Below are 22,364 nucleotides of genomic sequence, written 5' to 3'. Positions count from 1 at the left end.
GAATACCTCCTCAAATCAGGTCAATGAACCGAGTCTCGGTCGTACCATCCTCATATTCGAATGTCACCTCGATACCGACCTGGCCGTTGTCGCCCATAGATAAATCCTCGGACGCGATCTGGCAGGAGAAGGTATAGCTGTCGCGGTTTGCCGGAGTGACGGTCTGCGTCAGGCTCTTTGTCGTATTGAGAGCACCTTCGCATTTGAAGGACGCCGTGCCGGACACACCGTTCTCTGAATCCACCTCAAAGCCGGAGTTCTCCCAGTAATTTAAGCCGGAATCCGCTCTGGAATTTTTCAGATGGTTGAACGGTACAAGGTCCTTCATTTCCTGGCTGTCCACGAGGTCAGCGCCGGAGAGCATATCCGCGGCGGCGTCCCACTGCGAGGACGAATCGCCAAGTTCCCGGAGCGTGGTGGAAAGCTCCAGAACCGTGTTCCACGGTTCCCGTAGGTTATATTCTCTGCGGACGATTCTCGTTTTGATGGAAAGATTCAGCTCGTCGTCCTTGACCGTCACGATGTCGCCGAGCTTCCACGCTTCATGCTCGTAGCCGGTAAGAACAGATAAATCCATCGCGTTCAGAACATAGGAAATCCTCGGTGCGGCGTAATCTGCCAGTCTCATCTCGGCGTATTCCAGCATCTGATAAGGATTTGTGAAGCTGGAGCAGTCGAGCGTTGATACCCGGATTTCGTTTGTATAAGTCGTGTCCTCGACATATTCCTTGCCGTCATTGATACTTGCGAAGGTCATACCGTCCTTGCCATAAGCGTACAGCCGGGTGATCAGGCTCTGCGTATCGATGACGCGCTTTATCGACTTCATGTTCTTCTTGTAACAGAACAGTGCTCCGGAGTCCGTCCCGCTGAAGGTCAGCAGGCTCACGGTCTTGTTGGCATTATCGAAAATCAGATCGCCGCCGTGAAGGTTCTGCACCTGACGGAGGATAGCCAGCGCGTTTTTCTCCTGACAGGTCCATGTGCGCTTCGTGCGGGTGGTAACCGTACCGAGCGTCCAGTCCGTGTCCTTCAGGGCATATTCAATCGGCACATCAGCGGTATCGGCATTGAATGTGGTCTCTGCCTTCTTGACAGAAAAGCCGAGGTCGTAGAATGCTGCCTCGGCATACACAGAGGTGATCGTTGTGCCTTGTTCATTTTTCTCATCGGTCAGAGTCCTTATGCGGTAGGCATCATCGCCGACCTTGACCTGTTTCTCGTTTTCGAGATATTTCCTTTTCTCATCCCGGAAGGGCAGGTTAAATTCCAGCGTGTCGATGCCGTTTATCTCGCCGGTAATGATGATGTCGTAGGCGTTGTCGAGGACGGCTTCCTGACTGCCGTTCTGGTCGAGGACCACAAGTTTTGTATCAGCCACAGCCGTCATCTCCATCTGCTCCGTGCCTGTATCGTTAATTTCTTAAAAGCCGACTCTCCGGGCGTAGAGATCGTAATATTTCTTACCGTTGGTGTTACCGATGAATCCGTCGTCGCAAGCGTCACACGGAACCTGATGTACTTTGCCGAATCAGACTGGATCAGACCGACTGAATCCGGCGTTGCCCAGTCACTCCAGGTGGAAAGATCATCCGATGTGGATGTTTCCAAAACGACAGATGTTCCTGTCGGAGTATCAGCGGAAACCGCAGCATAGCATTTCCCAGTGATGCCATATTCCACAGCGGCGGTCGTAAGATAGCCGCTCGTCGCGTAGACAGAATCAGTCGCTTTGAGCGTCACCGTATCCGAGGCCGTAAGCCCGTCCACATCCGCCGTAGAATCCGCCGCGTTTGCCGAAAGCGATTCCTGAAACCACAGAGCGATATCGTCCGCCGTCAGTGAGGAGTCGCAGTCTAAGAACCAGTCGTCAAAGTTTCCAGCGAACCAGTAGGAATCGGCATGCATTCCCCAGATGAGGTCAGCCGTGCAGGAGCGGTTCAGCTCGCCGGAATAACTCGTCTCATCAGATATCCAAACTTCTCCTGATGAGCGGCTGCCAAGGACATACTGCGCCACCTTGTCGTCCGGTCGTATGACAGCGGCAAGGAAATACCACTGTCCGTTTGTCAGCGTGATGCTCGGCGTGTAGTCCTTGTCGAGGATCAGCGTCCCGGATGAGTTGTACAGCATCAGTCTCGGCTTCCCGGAATGCAGCGACAGGTAGAATATCGGATTGCCGGAGCCGTACCGGGTATTGAGCAGTGGGCAAAAGGTATTTCCGACGGAATAGGTCGTAGGCATGAACCATCCGCCGACAACGAGCGTCTTGCCGATATTTGCAAAGATCGTGCCGTCATTGCTGACCTTGAGATAGGACTGCTCTGTGGACGGATTATTGATGTTCATGCGGAAGGAGCGACCGAGGTGTCCGGTCTGAAGTGACGCTGTCGTGCCGCTCCAGTTATTGATATATGCCTTGCGGTCATTTCCGGATGAATCAGCGAGATAATACTCGGAATCTGGCGCTGACTCGTTGAACCGCCACAGGCCGTCCGCTCCCCATGAAGAAGGAACCTGACCGGTGAACTTGTCCTGCGAATTTAATGTCTGTACCGTTACCTGCGTGGTGCTGTCCGCTTCAACCTTTACCGTATTATCGTCGACCTTGAGCGCCGGGAAGTTTAAGCTCTCCAGAAGCGGCAGGCCGTTTCGGAGCGTATTGCCGTCAGCGTCCGTGACCTTCGCAGTCATAAGCGAGGAGTCGATTACAAGAATCTCGCTTTCCGTAAGCACGCCGTTTATCTGCAGGCTGCTGCCGTTCGTGGTGATGATGGTGCTCTTTCCCTTGGCAAGGTCGGCTACAACGGAATAGACCGGAAGGGAGTCGGCGTTACCGAGGGAACGGCTGACTGTATGCTCGCCGGTATCTGTTATCTCGTAGGTTTCATCATTCTCCGCATACGCATACGGATCAGGGCATAAAAATGTCAGGTCGAAGGTGCAGGAGTTCCGCACGGCCTTGTCGAAGGAAAATCCGCCCTCAAGCCTTGCCTGATACACCCGTCCCGGCTCCTTGTCGAGGATGAGCGGGCATAGTCCGATGTCGGGATTAAGCCACGCGATGATCTCATCCTTCCGGGCGAGAAAGTCCTCGTCAGACTTGCCCGGCGGTATAAAGCAGGATATTTCTATCTTGCGTTCGCCGATGGTTTCTCCAAAGTCGAATACGCCCTCGCGTCCGGGAACGGTGATCGTATTGTTTGTAAAGTCCGGCATGCGGTTCTCGGCAGTCTGCCGGGTAGCAAGTTCCATCGACTGGGAAGTTATGCCGTTGAATTTAAAGCCCATCAGATCACCGATCCTTTCGCGCGTCTGCTTGCCACCAGCAGGTTGTTGAGCTGCTGAGAGATTTTCCGTATGTCGTCGTCACTGCGGACGCTCATGGTTTCAATATTGATAACCGGACCGCTGTTTCCGATGTTCTCGCTGACCGCGTCCTTTATCATGTTCCGCAGGGAGTTCACGCCGACCACAGCTTCTGCGCCAGCCTCGCCTCCGCCAAGGAGCGTATTGCCGGACTGTCCGAAGATGGTCGCGTCTTTCAAAATCATGCCGCCGTCCATCGCTTTCTTGTACCAGGAGACGGAAAAGTGCGGTATGCTTGGCGGGTTCAGACTGAAACTGCCTGTGATAGAGAAATGTGGGAGCTTGATTTTCGGCAGGCTCCAGCTGAAGTTGAATACCGATTTCAGCTTGCTCACGATGCCGGAGACAAAGCTCCAGATGCCGTTGAATACGGAACTGAAGGTACTCTTGATGCCGTTCAGGATTCCGCTGATCGTGCTCTTGATCGCGTTGAAGGCGGAGCTGATTCCGGATTTCATCGTGTTCACGGCATTCATCACAGCGGACTTGATGCCGTTCCAGACGGAAGTTGCTACGGATTTCACGGCATTGAAAACCGTTGAGGTGACCGTCTTTATCCCATTCCAAGCCGTAGTAACCACAGTCTTTATGGCATTGACCACAGTCGTGATGGCTGTCTTTATGGCGTTCCATACGGTCGTAACCACGGTTTTTATCGCGTTCAGCACCGTGGTTATCACAGTTTTATAGATATTGAAATAAGTCGTCACGACAGTCTGTATTGCAGAAAATATTGTGGTGAAGAATGTCTTGATGCCATTCCAGACCGTCTGGATCACCGTGCTGATGGCATTCATCACGGTTGTTGCGACAGTTTTTATTCCATTCCACGCACCGGACAGAAAGCTGCTGATTCCGTTTACAGCCGATGTGAATACATTCTTGATTGCCTCCCATATTGTGACGAAGAAGTCCTTCAGCGCCGTAAACACAGTGACTGCGACTTCCTTGATGTTGTCCCAGAGATTTATCCAGAAGTTCCGGAAGCTCTCACAGTTGTTCCAGAGATAAATAAATGCGGCTACCAGCAGTCCGATTGCTGTGATAATCAGCCCGATAGGATTCGCTGCCATTACGCCGTTTAACGCGGCCATGCCGGTTTTCACCACAGCCATCGCCGAGGATATCTTCGGGATGATCGTGAGAATCGTACCGACCGATGTGATGAGCTTGCCGACTACAATCAGCACAGGTCCGACTGCAGCCGCGACAAGGGCGATCTTTACAATGGTCTCCTGAACGGGAGCGGGGATGGAATTCCACACATCTGCAAACCGCTGGAGGGCAGCCGAGATATCCTGCAGCACCGGCTGAAGGACGGTCGCGAGGCTGTTTCCGATATCCGCGCCGACTTCCTTCAGCGAGTTCAGCGTCATCTGAAACTGGTCGATAGGATCGAGGGTTTCATTAAATGTGTTGTCGACGCTTCCCGCAAAGTCGCCGAGAGAGCCGGATAAATCATCAAGGTTCAGCTTCCCGGTCTGCACGGCATTGTAGATTGCCGCACCTGCCTTGCTGCCGAATAGGTCATAGGCGGCGGATAGCTTATCAGTATCGGATGCATTGGAATTCATCGTCTCCGAAAAATTCTTCATCGCATCGTCAAGGGAGATGCCGTCATCGGCGGCGTTCTTCATGGCTTTCTTAAGACCTGCCATAGCAGTGGAGGTATCAAGACCTGACATCTCGACCATGCCCATGAATCCGGCAGCCTCCTGCGCGGTCAGTCCCATTTCCTTGAACTGCGCCGCGTTCTGGGAGAGGTCGTTGGCAAGCGTATCCATTGAGATACCGGTCGCCTGACCTGTGGCGTTCAGAGCATCGAGGAGGTTCCCGGCATCGTTTGTTGACTGGCCGAAGGCGTTTAGAACCGAGGAGACGTTATCGACAGAGGTCGAAACATCCGTATCGTTCAGAGATGCGAATTTGATAAACTTCGCTGAAAGGTCGTCAAGGGCCTGCCCGGTAAGTCCGAAACGGGTATTGACCTCGCCGACTGCGGAGCCAGCGGTTTCAAAATCAGTCGGGATTTCTGTAGCCAGGTCCTTTACGATCTGGTTCATTTCCTCGAGGGCATCTCCGGTAGCGCCGGTTTTCTGTTCGACGATATCAAGCCCGGAATCCACCTCGCTGAACGCCGCGAGAGAAGCCGCGCCGATAGCAGCAATCGGAGCCGTCACGCCTTTGGAGAGAGATTCGCCCACGCCGGATATTTTCCCGCCGACCTCCTGCATCTTGGAGCCGGTTTCTTTGAGCGTCGCCTCGATAGAGGAGTCGGTATTCTTGACTTCCTTCTCGAGGTTCTTCAGCTCGTTCTCGGTTTCGATGATTTCCCGCTGCCACGCGTCATACTGCTGTTGCGTGACGGTGCCGTTTTTCAGGCCTTCATCCATCTGGTCCTGGACGGATTTGAGCTGGGAGAGCTTATCCTTTGTTTCCGTGATAGCGGTCTGCAGGAGCTTCTGCTTCTGCTCGAGCAGAGTGGTGTTGGTCGGATCGAGCTTCAGGAGCTTATTCACATCCTTCAGCTGTGTCTGGGTGCTTTTGATTTCCTTGTTGACGCCAGACAGAGCCTTCGAGAGGCCGGTCGTATCGCCGCCAATTTCAACAGTTATGCCTTTAATTCTGTCAGCCATACAGACCTCCTCTCGTTAGAATCTGTCCATCATTTCCTGTGTCGCGATTTCCGGGTAATCCCAGTCGTCGTTGCTCATTTCGGCATACATATCGTTGACCGTGCCGATGGTGAGCAGGTCAAGTTCAGAGATACTCAATCCGATCTGCACACACCGCAGCAAAAAGAGCGGAGTCGTCATTTCCCGCTCTGTCTGGCGATGTTTTTTTTAGAACTGACCTGCTGTTCGGTATTCAGTCCCCACAGCTCGATAATCTGCGGGAGTATCTCGTAAATCGAGAAAGTATTGAATGCGTCGAGCCATTCCTCCGGCGTATCGGGAACAGATGAATCCGCATGCTTTGCCATGAGCCATGCGATGTTCTCGAAAAGCTCCAGAGAGAAGGTGTCGAGATTTGAATTCTCGGCGTTGCTCTCATCGATGCCTTTCTGCAGCTCGTTTAAGTCCCGGTAGATATCCCGGTGAAACTTATTTCTGTAAAGCCGCGGAATAGCGGCGGAGGCACGGAATGTGACCTCCTGACCGTCAATCGTGATAGTTTTTGTTACTGCCATATCTCGTCACCTCACTCAGTAGTAGAGCCGCTCGTTGTCGCGCTCGCGCTCGGCTCGTAGACCTTGTCGTACCAGGCGTTGTAAACAGCGTCCGTGGTATTCGTGCCGGTCTTGACCTTCACGAGTCCGGAAGGCAGCGGAGAAACAGTCAGCGACAGCGTTTCGGTCTGGACTTCTGTGGAGTCCTCCTTGGTCTGACCGGAAACAGAAGGTCTTGTCGCAGAGCAGTAATACATGCAGTGGCGGATCTTCCGCTGATCTCCGGAAAACTCGAAAAGCAGAGCGAAATGCTCCGGCTCGACATCCTTGTTCTCGACAATCACGCCATTCGCGTCCTCAGTCTCATGCATGACGTCCGTGAGGAAACTCTCCGGAATCAGCGCGAGCTCGAAGTCGCCGGAATATCCGTTATTGTTCGATACCATGTAGTAAACAGAATCATCCGCATAGAACGGATCGTTGTCGCCCTCAGCATCGAGGGACAGGCTGACCGCTCCTGGCATAGCCACAGGTGTCGCAAATGTCACGGTGCCATCCTCGGCAAGCGTCGCAATGGCGTAGTGGCAGTTCTTCAGGCCGAACTTGACCTTGTTCTTTGTGTTAGCCATAATCGTTAACCTCCAATAATCTCAGTTTGATAAAGAACCTCGTACATCTTTTCGTCCTCAATCCAGACCTCGGACTTCTCATAGGGAAGCTCGTGAGCGGTCAGGATATCCTCGATTTTCGATTCGATGTCAGGGTCCTTCTTGTCTGTGTAAAGCTCGATATTCAGTTCATCGATTTTCTGCCAGACCACGTTGTCCGCGAAAACATTGTCGCTTCCCGGAAAGAGGAAGCAGGTGAAGGGCGGATCGGGAGACTCGCCCTCGGCAAAGTGGTCGTAGGCTGTCGGCAGGCCGGATTCTTCGAGCATGGTTACTATTTCGTCGTAAGTCATCCTTTCAGTTTCTCCTCCAATGTCTGCACGAGCTTTTCGTTTCCGCGTTCCTCAGCAGCGGCGATGTGCGGACGGGCGGCGACTCTGCCTCCGCCTCGCTTGGCATGGCCATGCTCCAGAAGGTGCGCTATCTGATAGCGGTTCCTCGAATGCACGACAAGGTCGATAGATTCCGCGTCCTCATGCACATTTTTTACGGACCACGACTTCTTGTATTTGCCCGTATCCACGGGAGCGTTGTCCATGATGTCCTTGCGTACAGATTTCGCTGTATCCTTTACGGCATCCTTGAGGTCGTCCGCCGCAAGTCCGGCGTATTTCGTCAGCTCGTCCATGATGGCTGAATCCATCTGGTCTATTGATACGGTATTGCTCATGAGCTTTTCTCCAGCTTGCAGTTGAATTTGATGCTGTTGCGTTTATAGCCCATCGGATTCACATAGGTGATGTTGTAGGTCTTGCCCTCGGCGAGAATCCGGTACTTTGTGGATTCCACAGCCGCAAGCTCTGAGCACCATCGGCAGGTGAAATCGAGAGATTCCTCCGGGTTTATCACCTCGCCGTTTGACTCCGATCCGCTCTGTGTTCCGATGGTCGCCCAGCATTTGAAGTAGTCCGTCCATGAAGCCGTGTGGTTGCCGTACTTGTCCGTGGCGACCGTATTCTTCTGAAAGGTCACTGGGACTCTCATTGCCGCGATATTCATCAGAATCCCTCCTCACGAACGCCGAAGAGCAGCGCCCTAAGCGTCAGGTTCAGCTGGCTATGATCAGCTTCCTCACGGTGTTCATAGAGATAGGCGATGGTGTAGAGGATCGCTATGCGGATAACCGCAGAGTCGGCGGTTTCCCAATCCTCATCAGATATCCTTGACACATCCTGCACGAGCTTTGTGGCAGAGCCGATAATGCTTGTGATCAGCTCATCCTCATCGATCGATGCGACTCTCAGATATGTTTTTGCTTCATCAAGCGTTACTTCCATGAGATACCTCCATAAAAGGAACAGCCGCCCTCATAGTGAGAGCGGCCATTCGATGATTACTGCGTAAATCAGCCAGCAGCCTTGACGGAAAGACCGCGCACAGCCTCCGGCAGGATCAGCTTGCCGTCCACACGCTCGGAAGCGAGGAACCCGATCTGACCGTTTGCAGCGTAAAGCTCAGAGAGCCTCTTGAAGCTGCGTCCCTGACGGTCGGCAATCCAGTAGTAGGAGAAGTCTCCGAACAGGAGCGGCACGTTGCCCGCCGCAAGCTCCGGAGCGTAAATGCTCGTCTTGTACGGACGGTTCAGAATCGTATCCGGCTGGCCAGCCACAACAGAGGGCTGCCAGATGTAATTGTTGTTTCCGTCCTTGATCTTGCGGAGAGCCTTGACGGTGCTGTCGTTCAGAATCCACACAGCGCGGTTCCTGTACACGCTTCTCAGGCTGTGGAATACATCCATGATGGAGTCGAAGGTCAGCGTGGTATTGGCAATCTCCGTAGTCGCTCCCTCGGTCGCAGCGACCTTGGTAAAGACGCCTTCCGGCTTCTTCTGACCGTCGCCCACAAGGAAAGCCTCCTCCTCGGCAGCGCCGATACGTCTTGCGAACTCCGTGGAGATGTAGGACTCGAGATCGAAAACAGAATCGTTCATCAGTTCCTCGGATACCTTGATCGCGGTTCCGAGCTTATACGCCGAAAGCGTGATCTGATCGAAGGTGTCGTCAGACTCCGGATACAGCCCGTTTTCCTCCATCCACGAAGCAGTGCCGTGAGAAGCGACAATCGGGATGGTGTGAGTGCCGGAATCGGTCTGAATCACATGCGCAAGACTTCTGAAGAAGTTCTCATCGGTCAGAGCCTGAATCAGCTGGTGCTCGTATTCATCCGGCACGAGATAGCCGCCGTTGGCGTCAGTGCCGACTTCCAGAACGTTCTGAACGTCGTACCAGTTCCTCTTGCGGATAGAATCCCAGAAGGCGGTCTTGTACGCCTTGGACGCGATACCCGGCTTGTCGTCAGGCTCATCCTTGGCTCCCGGCTTTGTGGTAAGCGGAGAAGAAGTCGGCTGACTCATCATCTTGTCGATCTGCTCCTGCCTCTGCAGGCGTTCGATGTCATGAGTGAGGTCGGTCACTTCCTTTTCCATCTTGTCATAGGTGGCAGCGTCCTCCGCGGATACATTGCCGCCGTTATCGGAATGGGTATCGAGAAAGTTCTTCGCCGCGTCCCACGCCTTAGCTCTGCGCTCCATAAGTTCCATAATCTTGGTCATAATTGTTATCCTCCATTCATTAGTGGCTGAGAAGCGAGAGCCGCTTCTCAAGATCTGCGACCTTAATGGTCTGTGTCTTTATTTCAGGTTTTCGTTTTGGTATCAGCTTCGAAAGCAGTGAGTCCGTGACGGCTTTCCGGGAGAAAAGCATCTCGATCTCGCCGTCATCATGCTCTGTGCTGTCATTGTCCCCGGAAGGCTCTGTACCGTCCGCAAAGAGAATCTCATCAGCAAATCCCAGCTTCTTGGCTTCCTTGGCGTTCATCCAGGTCTCGGCGTCCATGAGCTTCGAGATTTTGTTCCGGGACAGGCCGGACTTGATCTCGTAGGCGTTCATGATGGATTCCTTCACCTCGGAGAGCATGTCGATGGCTTTCTGCATTTCCTCGCTGTCGCCGATAGCGATAGTCGCGGGATTATGCACCATCAGCATCGCAACCGGGCTCATGCACACCTTCGTGCCTGCCATCGCAATGACGCTTGCAGCAGATGCCGCGAGAGCGTCAATCTTGACGGTCACGTCATAGGGATAGTCCATTAGCATGTTGTAGATCTGGGCAGCCGCGAATACGTCTCCGCCGGGCGAGTTGATCCAAAGCGTAATGTTGCCTTTGCCGGAGTTCAGCTCATCCTTGAAAACCTGCGGTGTGACTTCATCGCCGTACCAGGTCTCATCGGATATTTCCCCGTCGAGGTAAAGCGTTCGGTCGCTGCCAAAACTGTCCGGCGCTTCGTTTCGCGCCCACCTCCAGAATTTTCTGGTCATAGCGGTTTCCTCCTTTCCCGGAGATTTGAGGATTGCTCCGGCTCCTGTGATTCTTCTTCCGATTGCTCGGTCGATTCCTGTTCTTCATCAGGCTGCTCCTCCTGCGTTGATGCGGACGCCGCGAATATTCCGGCATCCTCAAGTTTTGTCATGTTTCCGTTGATAAGGTAAAGGTCGCCGCCGGATTCTTCCGGGATACGGTCGAGGTTCTCAAGCTCGCGGATATCATTTGCTGACATCCACCCGTTCTGACGGGCGGTGGCGTAGCCGTTCATGCGGCTCTGGTAATCGCCTCGCAGCAGCCCGTCCACATTGAACTTGAAGAAGTATTCCGCTTTTTCCTCCGGGCGGAGCAGGGCGCGTCTCATCGACTGTTCCCATCTCGATACCCACGGATCAAGCGTGTACTTCACAAATTCCAGAGACTGCTGCTCGATGTTCGAGAAGCTCGACTTCTCAAGGTCTCCGATCATGTGCGGCGGGATACGGAATATCCTCGCAATCTCATCTATCTGGAACTTGCGTGTTTCGAGGAACTGCGCCTGTTCCGGGCTGATAGAGATCGGCGTATATTTAAGACCTTCCTCGAGAACGGCCACCTTGTTGGAATTGGCAGAGCCTCCGAAGGCTGAGTTCCACGATTCCCTGATGCGCTCCGGATCTTTTACCACGCCGGGATGCTCAAGGATTCCTCCGGGAGTCGCGCCGTTGGCAAAGAACTTAGCGCCGTATTCCTCGCAGGCAATCGCCATGCCGATAGAGTTCTTGGCCATCGCGATGGGCGAGTAGCCGACTAGGCCATCAAAGCCGAGTCCCGGAATATGCAGCACATCGTGCGGCGACAATCTAACAAGAGAGCCTTTCATCGTGTGCGCCTCATCCTGCGAGGTCTGATATTCGTAGTAGAGCTGACCGTTCTCATCACGGTCGACCGTCATGCGGTTCGGCATCAGCGGATAGAGTGCCACGACCTCGCCTTTGCCGTTGCGGATGATCTGCGCGTAGGCGTTTCCCCACAGGAGCAGGTGCGTCATGAGCGTCTCCCGGAAGACGAACGACGTCATCTCCGGATTCGGTTCATCATGCAGAAGCGTATAGAGAGGATGGTCGATGGCTTTTTCCTTGCTGCCGGTGTCTGTATATCTGTATAAATGCAGCGGCAGGCCCGCAATAGCCTCGGAAAGAATTCGGACGCATGAGTAGACCGCAGTCATCTGCATGGCGGAGCGTTCCGTCACCGTCTTGCCGGAGGTCGTGCCTCCGAAGAAGAAGCGATAGCTGCTGCCGGTCGTTGAGTCCTTGGGAGCATCACGCCCTCTGAACCATCTGTTAAATATGCTCATTGCCACACCTCCATTTGATTAAGGGCTTCCTTAATAATCAGGAAGCCCAAGAGTGAAATCAGAATCATTTGTTTTTCCTCAGATAAAAAGAATGCCGCGGCTGTCATAGACAGAAGCAGCATTGTCATTCCCGCAGCGGATCGCCCGGTCGAGCGCCATGATGGTCGCAATTGCGCCGTCGATCTTTTCTGTGGATTTTTCCTTATCGGCTTTGATATTGCCTGCCGGATCGGTGCGGATGTAGATGTTGTCCATCATCCACCGGAGGACCGGATGCCCGCCGTGGGCGATTTTCTTCTCAAGTACGAGCTTCATCAGCTCTTTTGTCGGCGGGCTCATGTCTTTAAAGCCCTGTCCGATGGGAATGACTGTGAAACCCATGCCTTCAAGGTTCTGCACCATCTGAACCGCTCCCCAGCGGTCGAAGGCAATCTCGCGGATATTGAACCGTTCGCCGAGGTTCTCAATAAACTTCTCGATATATCCGTAGTGGATGACATTTCCCTCGGTCGTTTCGAGGACTCCCTGACGGTTCCACAGGTCATACGGAACATGGTCGCGCCGGACACGAAGGTCGAGCGTTTCTTCCGGTACCCAGAAGTACGGCAGGATCATGTACTTGTCGTCCTCATCAAGCGGAGGAAAGACAAGCACGAAAGCCGTGATGTCAGTGGTGGAGGACAGATCCAGACCGCCATAGCAGACGCGGCCTTCCAGCTCATCCTCATTGACAGGGAACGCGCAGGCGTCCCATTTGTCCATCGGCATCCAGCGGACGGACTGCTTCACCCATTGGTTGAGTCTCAGCTGCCGGAAGGAGTTCTCCTCGCCGGGATTCTGCTTTGCCGACTCGCAGGCGGCTTTCACCTTGTCGATGCCGACCGTGATGCCAAGAGAAGGATTCGCTTTCTTCCAGACCTGCGGGTCAGTCCAGTCTTCGGATTCATCCGCGCCGAAGATGACCGGATAGAATGTCGGATCATGCTTTCGTCCGCTCATGATATCGAGGGCTTTTTCGTGCTGTTCGTAGCAGATGGAATGGGTGTCATTCCCGGCGGTGGTTATCAGGAAGAACAGCGGCTGCATCCTCGCGTCGCCGGAGCCCTTCGTCATAACATCAAACAGCTTCCGGTTCGGCTGCGTATGCAGCTCATCGAAGATAACGCCGTGGGTATTGAAGCCGTGCTTGTTCGCGACATCGGCGGAGAGCACCTGATAAAAGCTGTGCGTCGGCAGGTACTCCAGTCGCTTCTGTGATTCCAGAATCTTCACACGCTTGGAGAGTGCCGGGCAGAACCGCACCATATCGACAGCGACATCAAATACGATCTTGGCCTGATTTCTGTCGGCTGCGCAGCCGTACACCTCGGCGCGTTCCTCGTTGTCGCCGCAGGTGAGGAGCAGCGCGATGGCGGCGGCAAGCTCTGACTTGCCTTGCTTCTTGGGTATCTCAACATAGGCTGTATTGAACTGCCGGTAGCCGTTTTCCTTGATCACGCCGAACAGGTCGCGGACGATCTGCTCCTGCCAGTCGATCAGCTCGAACGGCTTACCCGCCCAGGTTCCTTTGGTATGGCAGAGCTGCTCGATGAAGAGGCAGGCGTAATCGGCGAGATTCTCGTCGTAGTGGGAGCTGGGCTCCATGAACCGCGTCGTCTTATAGTTTTTCAGTTTCCTTACTGCCACGGACCAGACCTCCTTTCAGGGCAAAATAAAAGACCGCCGAAGCGATCTGTCTATCAGTACGAGAGCAAGAGCCGTTCTCAGGCTCTGCTTTCGGAATATTCAAATTCAGTGGTGTTTCTTTAGTTGTATTTCTTCATGAGGATCGCGTAAGCGAGCTGGCTTATTTCGTCCTCGGGTTCCTTGCCCCAGCCGCGTTCGTAGCTGAGCGTGACTTCGCCGCCAATTCTGAGCTCCATCTTGGAAATGCGTCCGCCTTCGATTCCGTATTCCTCGGAAGGCTCCTCGTAGTGCTTTACCCAGTATTTAACGACCGTTCCTTCGATGAGCAGTGATCCTTTTTCCCACATGGTTAAGCCTCCTCGATGATGAACTCGATGCCGTTTTTGCGTTCCGGCTCCTTGCTGCCGAAGCGGTGGTCGTTGGCTCTGGTGACGGTCTTGAGTCCGCTCATTTTGCAGCCGAGGGCGGTAAGTCCGTAGATGCCGTCCATCAGGCCGGTGCTCTGGTCGGTTACCGTGATCCTGTCGATGTCAGCCTTGCGGAGCGTTTCGACAAAGTCTGCAAGCTCGTAATCCCAGGGAAGGTCCTCGACCTCGAATGCGTCTGCGCCGTTCCTTAAGGATCTGTCGTACTGTACCAGCGCCTTGTTCTCGCCGGAGGTGAAAGGGTAAGGGAACTCTTTCTTTTCCCGCTCGTCAAAGGCTTTCACGCCGTCCCAGTCGTCAGCCTCGATCATCGCGTCGCGCTGTTCCTTCCGGATGGCCTGCGCCTCGTTGTAGGCGATTGCTGTGGCTCTCATTTCCTCGAAAAATCTGTTCTCTGTCATCGTGCTTTCCTCCTGATTTTCTGTGGTTTTCCCTTTCGGTGTGTACATATATCACTCTGTTTGGCACATATAGCAAGTCAATTCTGCAAGATAAATTGATAACTTTCTGTGTCTTAAAAATCAGGATTCTTCCGTCTCGCCGGTCATGATGAAGTGCCAGTATTCGCGGCGGTGTTCTTCAATGTAGAGGACCAGCTCGTAATATCCGGAATCGAACGCCAGCCGCTGAACCTCGATGACTGAGAGCATGTTGACCTTGCCGGTATCCCGGATGGCCATAATTTGTTCTCTGACTTTCTCATCCATATCAGTTACCAGCCTTTCTCACAATGTCCTCGCCGTAGATGACGTTCAGTCCGCCGCCGTTGTCCCAGTGGACGAGCAGGCTTCCGGTATCATCAATGCCGTAAACAGTGCCTTTCGTGCCGATGGGCGGAGCCTGGATATCATCCATTTTGATAAGCTCCACGCGGGTGCCGTTCGGGTAAGTCTTGCGAAGCCGTTCAAGCTCCTCTGGTCTGATCAGCCTCATGCCTGCACCTCCTCGCTGTTCTTGGTATTCTTTTCAGGAGCGCCGTTTTTCCAGCTTGAGTTGCCGGAGAGGTTCTGCAGGAGAATCTTGCGTTCCTTCTTGTATTCGCTGCCGATGAATCCCAGGCGGAGCAGGAAGCAGCGGAATGCGTACTTCTCATTCGTCACCGGCGTTTCCGTGGAGCTTGCCCGCTTCAGTTCCTTCGAGAGCTTGCAGAGCAGGGAAATGAACTCGGTGTAGGCTTTGACCTCGTCCGGCTCCGGCAGTTCCGGAAACCATGGGAATGCGATGCGGCCCTCTTTGATTTCAAACCGCAGGTCGTCTATGCCGAGCGCCTTCTTGATGAGCGTTCCCTTGGCTTCGAGGATGTTGGTCAGCGTTCCGACCGCGACCTTGTCGAGCGGAAGCTCAACTGTCAGGCCCATCTCCTCGGTTTCCGGCGCTTCCTCGGCGTCTTCCTCCGACTCGGCTGCGGCTTCCGGTTCCGTGGGTTCCTGCGGCTCGGGCTCGAATCCTGCGGCTGCGATGGCTTCGAGAACCTTCTCGACCTCCTCGCTGTCCGCCATGTCGTCGAACTCGAGCGCGCCGTCCTTGGTGACGGTGAAGAAGCCGATCTCGTAGTTGCAGGTCGGCATGAATTTGTATTCCGCCCTGGCTCCGGTGGTGTCGGAGATGACCTTCACCAGTTCTTTTCTCTTTGCTCCGGTTACGTTGTAGTTGATTCGCATTGTGTTAACCTCCTTGGTATGCGTCTGTCCGAAGGCCATGTGCCTTTCGGCATGTATATACATCACTCTGAAGGCCTGTAATAGCAAGCGAATCTTCGAGATTTATCCGGTAGAAAATAAGCCGATTATCAGGGCATGAAACTGTGCTTAGTACACAAAGGAATCAGACTTCGTCGACTCTCCAGAAATCAAAAAATGCGCTACTCTGAGATAACTCCTCAAAGCGCGCACATCTATCTGCAACATTGTTTTTAATCCATTCTGGGGTTCTCCCGACATCGTTATAACGGCCATATTGCCCGAACATACAGAGCATTCCGACATTCCTTGCCATGACGGCATCTTCGAAGGTGTCGTAATAGCCCAGATGAATCTCATGCTGATTGACTTTGATCCTTGCACGGAACTAGTGCCGCGAAGGATAATAGCTGACTCCGCTTACTCCAGATGTGTTGTTTTTCTGGAGCGGTTGATTCATCTGATTCTGTTGGTGGGTGCAATATCGGATGTTGCATCTGCGATTATCGAGCGTATCAAGATTGATGTGATCAATTTCAAATCCATCTCTATGTTCGAACAAGTAATCGTGGAGAGCGCGTCCGTTGCAGTCAATTACGTAGAAACCGGAAGAGTGTGGTCCTTTGCTTCCTATATAGAAATTGATGCCATTGATTGCTGCAAGCATGTCTGCGTCGAGGACAAAGACTTCGCCGCTGGGCAATTCGCCATAAGCTGTAGTTCCATCATCCGAGAAGTTGTATTTCACATTACTCATCAACAGCCTCCATCATTTCAAGCGCCTGTTCGTATGTGTATTCCTTCCCGTCACGGACGAGCTTCACATCGCTTGAATCTTCATTATGTGAATGCAGGTAACGGACGACGGCTACATCTACATATTTGGGTTCAAGCTCCACGCCATAGCATATGCGTCCGATCTGGTCGCAGGCGATGAGCGTTGAGGCGGAGCCGAGGAACCCGTCAAGCACGAGTCCGTTTGTCGCGGTGCTCTGTTCGATGAGGTAGGCGATGAGCGGCACGGGCTTGCTGGAAGGGTGTCCGAAGCCGTCCTCTTTGGAGTTCTTCACGCCGTCGAATTCGAATACGGCTTTCTGCTTCTGGTCGCCGTACCATTTGTGCTTGCCGTCCTTGCGCCAGCCGAAGATGATCGGCTCCATGTTGAACTTCCAGTCGGTGCGCATGAGCGGAGCGCGCGGCTTCTTCCAGATGAGTCCGGCTCCGACCTTGAATCCGGCGTCCTCGAAGGCGTCGTAGAACACGCGCGCCTGCATGGTCGCATAGAACTCGTAAATCGAAGCGTCGTCCGCCATAGCGTTCTTGAAATTAGAGAAACATTTCATCAGGAAGTCATAAGCCTGCGTTCCCTTGAGGTCGTCGTTGGCAATCTTCCCGGACGCATTCTCCAGGTTGACGAAGTACGGCGCGTCGGTGCAGACGAGGTTGACCTTCTTGTCGCCGAGCAGCTTCGCGAATGTTTCCGGGTCGGTGGAGTCTCCGCAGACGACCGTATGCTTCCCGATATGCCAGAGGTCGCCGGGTTTTGAGAAGCACGGCTTTTCCAGTTCCGCATCAACATCGAAATCGTCCTCCTCAGCCTCTGTATCGCTGCCGAGCAGCTTCTCCAGCTCCTTGTCGTCGAAACCGAGCAGGGAGAGGTCGAACGCGTTCTCTTGCAGGTCAGCTAATTCGACGGACAGCATTTCCTCGTCCCATCCGGCGTTCAGCGCGAGCTGGTTGTCGGCGAGTATGTAGGCGCGTTTCTGCGCGTCGGTCAGATCCTCGGCGAATACGCAAGGGACGGTCTTGTACCCTTCCTCTCGTGCAGCAGCAATCCGTCCGTGGCCGACGAGGATGTTGTAATCCTGATCGATGACCGCAGGGCTTACGAATCCGAACTCCCGGAGGGAGGAGCGGAGCTGCGCGATCTGTTCTTTACTATGTGTCCGGGCGTTCCGGGCATATGGCACCAGATTGTCAATCGGTACCTGTTCAAGTCTTTGTGTGTTCATTTACATTCCCTTTCTGGCACGAAGCAGTCTCTCCATCACGTCGTCCTGCGGATTCGCGCCGCCATACTCGGTGGAGCAGTTCTCCTTCACGATCTGGAAGATCTCGTCCCACAGGCGGTTCGCCTGATTCATGTAGTTGATGCCGATATTGATGAACGGCGACGGGATCGGCTTTCCGGTCGTCGGATGCTTGCTCAAATATCCGAGCTTGGTCGTCATTTCCTCGCACTGAATCCATCTCGCGGAGCACATCGCATACCGTTCCAGCAGCTGCGGTGATACGGCTTTTGCGACGCCGAGCTTGTCGAGCCATTCCCAAGTCTCGCGGTAGATGTCGGCGGCCTCCAGAGTGGAGCCGTCATGCTGCCGAGCCGAGAGGAACTCGTGCGGTTCCGGCATGTCCTCGCCCTCGGTGTCTGGGATGTCGAGCACTTCGAGCTTTCGTCCGCCCGGATTCCCGTTTTCGTATTTCTCCTTGACGGCGGTTTTCTTCCGGCCAGCGCCGGGACGTCTGCCGCCGCGACCGCCAGTGTTATTCGATTTTGTAGGCATTTCGTCACCGCCTTTCTCGCATGTACGCGCGTAATAGATAAGGAGCCGGGTTATTACCCGTTTGATTTCGCTTTTTTCGTACAGAAAGCCCCGCGCCGTTTTCCGCAGCGCCGCCTCGTAGAGATTTCAACCGCCCCTACCGGTCGCCGCGCTCTTTATGTATCTTCTCGTGACACGACCTGCACAGGCTCATGAGGTTGCTCTCGTCGTTCGTGCCGCCTTCCGACAGGGGAACAATGTGGTGGACTTCCTCGACCGCAACGTAACGTCCTTGCTTCAGGCACATCTCGCAGAGAGGATGCTTGTGGACGTAGCGTGTGCGGATGCGCTGCCAGGAGCGTCCGTATCGTTTGCCGGTCGAGTAGCCGCGCGTGAACTTCTCGTAGTGCTTCTCCATCAGAGCCTTGTGCTCCGGGCAGTACTGTTCGCCGTCCTCGCACAGGTTCGGGCAGCCCTGATAGCGGCAGGGCCGTTTCGGTTTCATTGGCATAGCGTTTGCCGCCTCCCTTCGGGCATAAGAAAAGCCCTGCGGGCGCGGTGCTCGCAAGGCTTCGTGGTTCTTCTTATGGTTTTCGCTATTGTAAGGATAACACAGAAGGCGTCTGCCATTCTGTGCCAAAGTGTGCCAAACCGTGCCAACTTTTCTAATCCGGCATTGTGAAGTTCTGAAGTGCCGATCCGTGGATGCGGTGTACGGTGCGGAGGCTGACGTTCAGCATGCTGGCGATCTCCTCCCATGTGCAGTTGTCGATGTACCGGTAGCGGAGAACCAGCTGCTCCTCGGGATCAGCCAGCAGGTCGATACGCGCGTTGATCTCGTCCCGCAGCGTAATGAGCTGCGCCACCTTCTTCTCCACGTCGGCCTGTATCTCGTCGATCTTGTGGAGGCAGGTGACGAAGTGCGCGTCGCTTGGCGTGTTCGGGTTCCTCGGCATGCCGTCGTAGCGCATGCCGCTGACGCTGGTGGACATTTCCCTCCAGTAGTCGATCTCCCGGAGCCGCGAGTGGATCAGCGCATCCAGGTGCTTGGCCTGATTCAGATATTGCTTCGGAGTCATCTCATCACCTCCTCGTTGAGCTTTTTTATCAGCATCTCGCCGTCAACCGTCGTCAGCGCCTGATACCACTGGGACCGGAAGAACCGTTCGACGGATTCCTTCTCCGTTTGCGCGGCCTTGTTCCGCGGGTTCATGCGCAGGGCCTTCAGTGCTGTCCGGTAGTCGCGGACAGCCTGCAGGATGACGGCGTTGGCGAGATTCTCGTAGGGGTCGTTCATCGCATCACCGCCTTCACCGCAGCGATAAGCGCTGACTGCGTCTTGTCCTTGTGTTTCAAGGCGTTGAGGATCTGCCCGTCAATGGTGCTCGCAGTGACGATGTGCTGGATGACGACGGTCCGGCTTTTCTGGCCTTGCCGCCAGAGCCTTGCGTTCGTCTGCTGGTAGAGCTCCAATGACCACGTGAGGCCGAACCAGACAAGCGTCGATCCGCCGGACTGCAGGTTGAGCCCGTGACCGGCGGAGGCCGGGTGGATGACTGCTACAGGAATATTGCCCGCATTCCAGTCATCGATGTCCTGCGACGACTTGATCTCCCGGACGTCGAACCGTCTGCGGATTCTCTCCAGATCGTGCCGGAACCAGTAGGCGACAAGCAGCGGCTTCCCGTTCGCGGCCTCGATGATGTCCTCCAAGGCGTCGAGCTTCCGGTCATGGAATTCGATGATCTTCCCGTCGTCGGAGTAGATCGCGCCGTTTGCAAGCTGAGAGAGCTTCCCGGTAAGCGTTGCCGCGTTCGCTGCGGTGATCTCGTCGCCGTGAAGTTCCAGCACCAGATCGTTCTTCAGCTCCTCGTACCGTTTGCGCTCCTCGGCGGACAGCTGCACCTCGTACTGCGTGGAGATGAGCTCCGGCATCTTCAGATGATCGGTCGACTTCATGGAAATCGTGATATCCGAGATTTTCCGGTAGATCGCGTCCTCTGCATACGGCAGCGGCTTGTAGGAGTAGATGATCTCGCCGTTGCGCTTGTCGGGCATGAAGTAGGCCGTCCGGTACTGGGTGATGAAGCGTCCGAGACGTTCTCCCTTGTCCAGCACCTTGAACTCCGCCCACAGATCCATCAATCCGTTGCTTGATGGCGTGCCGGTGAGGCCGATGATCCGCTTCACCTTGGGCCTGACCTTCATCAGGGCGCGGAACCGCTTTGACTTGTGGTTCTTGAAGGAGGAGAGCTCGTCCAATACCACCATGTCGTAGGTGAAGGGAATGCCGGAGTCGTCGATCAGCCATCCAAGGTTCTCCCGGTTGATGATCGTAATATCCGCCTGTTGCATGAGTGCCGCCTTGCGTTCCCGTGCGGTTCCGACTGCAACGGCGTAGGTGAGACCGGAGAGGTGCTCCCATTTCCTGATTTCAGCGGGCCAGGTGTCGCGGGCCACTCGAAGAGGCGCGACTACGAGAATCCGGCTGACCTCGAAGCTGTCAAACAGAAGGTCGACGGCAGCAGTCAGCGTGATGATGGTTTTCCCAAGACCGCAATCAAGGAAGATGGCAGCTGTGTTGTGAGTCTCGATATAGGAGACGCAGTATTTCTGGTAGGAATGAAGGTCACTTAGTTTTTGCATTTTCTTCGGCCTCCATTTCTTTTATCTGCTTGATGAACCATCTCAATTCGCTGTGGTGGTGAGCGTGTGCACTTTGCGACGGAAAAACGACCAGATTCTCGGGAGAATTGTTGTATCGGTTTCCGTCACGATGGTGTACGACTTCTCCGGGCATCAATGACCTTCCAAGCATCTGTTCAGCTACGACGCGATGTGCGGCGAGTCCATGGATTTTGGAATAACCGTCGCATCTGCCTTTTCCGAGGCGGGATTCTCTGAGTTTCTCCTTGGTCTCAGGCGTCATACGATCCGGGTTGAGTTCCTCGTTTAGCTTTGTTATGTGCTGGCTTATGTTAGTGAAGTCCTTGAGGCTGGCATAGCCGTCTGGGTTCTTCGCTTTGCTGCTGAAATCCGCGAGGCATTGTCTGCTGCAGAAGTGGTGCTTCTTGCCTTTAAGCTGGGCTGAATCTCGGAAGAATTCACGTCCGCACCAATCACAGACTATTTTCAATTTCATCTATCACACCTCCGATCTGTTCTGGATTGTCGATGACATAGACGCGGAATCCGAGTTTCCGCAGGAGTCGGTGCCGTGCATATTGCAGTCTTCTTGGCTTCTTTCCGGGTGCCTTGAGCTCTGCGAAGGCGATGCGTGCGCCGGGCAGCAGGATGATCCGGTCCGGCATCCCGTCGAAGCCGGGTGAGACGAACTTCGGCGCGATGCCGCCGCGGCGCTTCACCTCGCTGGCGAGTTTCTGCTCGATCTGCTTTTCACTTCTCATGGTTTCGCCTCCGGAACCGGGTCGGCCAGGTTGAATGCGGCGTAGGCTGCGGAGAGGAAGTCGGTGATCGGCTTTCCCTTGTATGTCCAGACGCACTGGCCGTTGTATTTGACGCCGAGGCGCTCCGGGTTGTGGCGGCTGCGCCCGATGAGGATCTGCTCTCCGTGGTAGGTGAGACTCCAGCCGTTTGTCGTCCTTGTCCATTTGCGTTTCGGGAAGCTGCGTTTCCGCTTGGAGCGGTTTCTCATCAGCCGTTCGCGGTCCTTGGCGGCGAGGATGTCGCCTTCCATGATTCCGGCGCAGATGCAGCCGACGGATACATCCTCGAAGTAGTCCGGGTGCGTCATGACGTGAACGTAGCGGACCTTGGTGCAGCCGCACAGCTCGCATGCGTGGAGCGGTGCGTTCCAGTCGTCATCACGTACGTCGTAGATCTCCTTGCATGTCCATCCGGAGAACGGTGCTCCCCAGCTGCGTAGTGTCTTCTGGCAGCGGGCGAGATAGCTTTTGTCCTTTAGGCCGTCAATGCCTAAGACTTGTCCTGAATTGTTCATGGTGTTAAAACCTCCGTGCTTTCAACGTTTTTGAGGCTTTGTCCCTTTTGTCGCTTTTGTCCCTCTATCCGTATTTCCATATGGTTTTGTAGAAGAATTGATAATAAATAAATAAGTCTTTTTTGCTTTTTATAGGGGTTCGGACAAAAGGGACAAAACCCTGAAAGCCGCATGGATGCTGATGTTTTCGTGTCCCTGAACCTG

General features: G+C 54.3%; 29 protein-coding genes. All 29 read right to left on the bottom strand.

Annotated elements, in window-relative coordinates; translation table 11 throughout:
- Nucleotides 1–10: 10 nt before the first annotated feature.
- A complete protein-coding gene (locus ETHHA_RS16450) occupies nt 11–1,390 on the bottom strand; it encodes a phage tail spike protein (protein ID WP_013485723.1) in 1,380 nt (459 codons plus the stop codon).
- Complete coding sequence (locus ETHHA_RS16445; protein ID WP_013485722.1) at nt 1,387–3,291, bottom strand: distal tail protein Dit; 1,905 nt, start codon at nt 3,289–3,291, stop codon at nt 1,387–1,389. The genes ETHHA_RS16450 and ETHHA_RS16445 overlap by 4 nt, the downstream gene beginning before the upstream one ends.
- A complete protein-coding gene (locus tag ETHHA_RS09275) occupies nt 3,291–6,005 on the bottom strand; it encodes a phage tail tape measure protein (RefSeq protein WP_013485721.1) in 2,715 nt (904 codons plus the stop codon). Before ETHHA_RS09275 ends, ETHHA_RS16445 begins: the two co-directional genes overlap by 1 nt.
- Nucleotides 6,006–6,020: 15 nt before the next feature.
- Nucleotides 6,021–6,185, bottom strand: a complete 165-nt coding sequence (locus ETHHA_RS15890; protein ID WP_013485720.1) for a hypothetical protein — start codon at nt 6,183–6,185, stop codon at nt 6,021–6,023.
- Complete coding sequence (locus tag ETHHA_RS09270; RefSeq protein WP_013485719.1) at nt 6,182–6,559, bottom strand: hypothetical protein; 378 nt, start codon at nt 6,557–6,559, stop codon at nt 6,182–6,184. Before ETHHA_RS09270 ends, ETHHA_RS15890 begins: the two co-directional genes overlap by 4 nt.
- Nucleotides 6,560–6,570: 11 nt before the next feature.
- Complete coding sequence (locus ETHHA_RS09265) at nt 6,571–7,167, bottom strand: major tail protein (RefSeq protein WP_013485718.1); 597 nt, start codon at nt 7,165–7,167, stop codon at nt 6,571–6,573.
- 5 nt (nt 7,168–7,172) lie between these two features.
- Nucleotides 7,173–7,499: a hypothetical protein gene (locus tag ETHHA_RS09260; protein ID WP_013485717.1), complete on the bottom strand. Its 327-nt coding sequence runs from the start codon at nt 7,497–7,499 to the stop codon at nt 7,173–7,175.
- Entirely contained in the window at nt 7,496–7,876 is a 381-nt protein-coding gene (locus tag ETHHA_RS09255) for an HK97 gp10 family phage protein (RefSeq protein WP_013485716.1), read from the bottom strand. The genes ETHHA_RS09260 and ETHHA_RS09255 overlap by 4 nt, the downstream gene beginning before the upstream one ends.
- Complete coding sequence (locus ETHHA_RS09250; protein WP_013485715.1) at nt 7,873–8,205, bottom strand: phage head closure protein; 333 nt, start codon at nt 8,203–8,205, stop codon at nt 7,873–7,875. Before ETHHA_RS09250 ends, ETHHA_RS09255 begins: the two co-directional genes overlap by 4 nt.
- Nucleotides 8,205–8,483 carry a head-tail connector protein gene (locus ETHHA_RS09245; protein WP_013485714.1) on the bottom strand — a complete coding sequence of 93 codons (279 nt, stop codon included), beginning with the start codon at nt 8,481–8,483 and terminating at the stop codon, nt 8,205–8,207. Before ETHHA_RS09245 ends, ETHHA_RS09250 begins: the two co-directional genes overlap by 1 nt.
- A gap of 68 nt (nt 8,484–8,551) precedes the next feature.
- Entirely contained in the window at nt 8,552–9,757 is a 1,206-nt protein-coding gene (locus tag ETHHA_RS09240) for a phage major capsid protein (RefSeq protein ID WP_013485713.1), read from the bottom strand.
- 19 nt (nt 9,758–9,776) lie between these two features.
- Nucleotides 9,777–10,523, bottom strand: a complete 747-nt coding sequence (locus ETHHA_RS09235) for a head maturation protease, ClpP-related (protein WP_013485712.1) — start codon at nt 10,521–10,523, stop codon at nt 9,777–9,779.
- Nucleotides 10,520–11,866, bottom strand: coding sequence for a phage portal protein (locus ETHHA_RS09230; RefSeq protein ID WP_013485711.1), 1,347 nt, complete (start codon nt 11,864–11,866; stop codon nt 10,520–10,522). The genes ETHHA_RS09235 and ETHHA_RS09230 overlap by 4 nt, the downstream gene beginning before the upstream one ends.
- 78 nt (nt 11,867–11,944) lie before the next feature.
- Nucleotides 11,945–13,510, bottom strand: a complete 1,566-nt coding sequence (locus ETHHA_RS09225; protein ID WP_175405630.1) for a terminase large subunit — start codon at nt 13,508–13,510, stop codon at nt 11,945–11,947.
- A gap of 161 nt (nt 13,511–13,671) precedes the next feature.
- Nucleotides 13,672–13,899 (bottom strand): DUF7678 domain-containing protein, encoded by a 228-nt coding sequence (locus ETHHA_RS09220; RefSeq protein WP_013485709.1) that lies wholly within the window; start codon nt 13,897–13,899, stop codon nt 13,672–13,674.
- 2 nt (nt 13,900–13,901) lie between these two features.
- Nucleotides 13,902–14,378 carry a DUF7698 family protein gene (locus ETHHA_RS09215; protein ID WP_013485708.1) on the bottom strand — a complete coding sequence of 159 codons (477 nt, stop codon included), beginning with the start codon at nt 14,376–14,378 and terminating at the stop codon, nt 13,902–13,904.
- A gap of 120 nt (nt 14,379–14,498) precedes the next feature.
- Nucleotides 14,499–14,684, bottom strand: a complete 186-nt coding sequence (locus ETHHA_RS09210; RefSeq protein ID WP_013485707.1) for a DUF5049 domain-containing protein — start codon at nt 14,682–14,684, stop codon at nt 14,499–14,501.
- A gap of 1 nt (nt 14,685) precedes the next feature.
- Nucleotides 14,686–14,910 carry a DUF4314 domain-containing protein gene (locus ETHHA_RS09205; RefSeq protein ID WP_013485706.1) on the bottom strand — a complete coding sequence of 75 codons (225 nt, stop codon included), beginning with the start codon at nt 14,908–14,910 and terminating at the stop codon, nt 14,686–14,688.
- A complete protein-coding gene (locus tag ETHHA_RS09200) occupies nt 14,907–15,638 on the bottom strand; it encodes a hypothetical protein (RefSeq protein ID WP_013485705.1) in 732 nt (243 codons plus the stop codon). The genes ETHHA_RS09205 and ETHHA_RS09200 overlap by 4 nt, the downstream gene beginning before the upstream one ends.
- A gap of 406 nt (nt 15,639–16,044) precedes the next feature.
- Nucleotides 16,045–16,413: an HNH endonuclease gene (locus tag ETHHA_RS15885; protein ID WP_198009331.1), complete on the bottom strand. Its 369-nt coding sequence runs from the start codon at nt 16,411–16,413 to the stop codon at nt 16,045–16,047.
- On the bottom strand, nt 16,406–17,668 hold the full coding sequence (locus ETHHA_RS09190; RefSeq protein ID WP_013485704.1) for a site-specific DNA-methyltransferase: 1,263 nt from the start codon (nt 17,666–17,668) through the stop codon (nt 16,406–16,408). The genes ETHHA_RS15885 and ETHHA_RS09190 overlap by 8 nt, the downstream gene beginning before the upstream one ends.
- The gene (locus ETHHA_RS09185) at nt 17,669–18,220 is read right to left on the bottom strand and encodes a P27 family phage terminase small subunit (RefSeq protein WP_013485703.1); all 552 of its coding nucleotides are present in this window, start codon (nt 18,218–18,220) and stop codon (nt 17,669–17,671) included. It lies immediately after the preceding gene.
- Between the two features lie 136 nt (nt 18,221–18,356).
- Entirely contained in the window at nt 18,357–18,710 is a 354-nt protein-coding gene (locus ETHHA_RS09180; protein ID WP_013485702.1) for an HNH endonuclease, read from the bottom strand.
- Nucleotides 18,711–18,864: 154 nt separating this feature from the next.
- A complete protein-coding gene (locus ETHHA_RS09175) occupies nt 18,865–19,278 on the bottom strand; it encodes a sigma factor-like helix-turn-helix DNA-binding protein (RefSeq protein WP_013485701.1) in 414 nt (137 codons plus the stop codon).
- The gene (locus tag ETHHA_RS09170; RefSeq protein WP_013485700.1) at nt 19,275–19,496 is read right to left on the bottom strand and encodes a hypothetical protein; all 222 of its coding nucleotides are present in this window, start codon (nt 19,494–19,496) and stop codon (nt 19,275–19,277) included. The genes ETHHA_RS09175 and ETHHA_RS09170 overlap by 4 nt, the downstream gene beginning before the upstream one ends.
- Complete coding sequence (locus ETHHA_RS09165; protein WP_013485699.1) at nt 19,493–20,845, bottom strand: SNF2-related protein; 1,353 nt, start codon at nt 20,843–20,845, stop codon at nt 19,493–19,495. Before ETHHA_RS09165 ends, ETHHA_RS09170 begins: the two co-directional genes overlap by 4 nt.
- On the bottom strand, nt 20,829–21,341 hold the full coding sequence (locus tag ETHHA_RS09160) for an HNH endonuclease (RefSeq protein WP_013485698.1): 513 nt from the start codon (nt 21,339–21,341) through the stop codon (nt 20,829–20,831). The genes ETHHA_RS09165 and ETHHA_RS09160 overlap by 17 nt, the downstream gene beginning before the upstream one ends.
- Nucleotides 21,319–21,606: a VRR-NUC domain-containing protein gene (locus tag ETHHA_RS09155; protein ID WP_013485697.1), complete on the bottom strand. Its 288-nt coding sequence runs from the start codon at nt 21,604–21,606 to the stop codon at nt 21,319–21,321. The genes ETHHA_RS09160 and ETHHA_RS09155 overlap by 23 nt, the downstream gene beginning before the upstream one ends.
- Entirely contained in the window at nt 21,603–22,160 is a 558-nt protein-coding gene (locus ETHHA_RS09150; protein ID WP_013485696.1) for a hypothetical protein, read from the bottom strand. The genes ETHHA_RS09155 and ETHHA_RS09150 overlap by 4 nt, the downstream gene beginning before the upstream one ends.
- Nucleotides 22,161–22,364 lie beyond the last annotated feature (204 nt).

The sequence above is a fragment of the Ethanoligenens harbinense YUAN-3 genome, assembly GCF_000178115.2.
Taxonomy (GTDB): domain Bacteria; phylum Bacillota; class Clostridia; order Oscillospirales; family Ethanoligenentaceae; genus Ethanoligenens; species Ethanoligenens harbinense.
The sequence above is the reverse complement of the archived record's forward strand: the minus strand, read 5'-3'. Positions and strand labels throughout refer to the sequence as shown.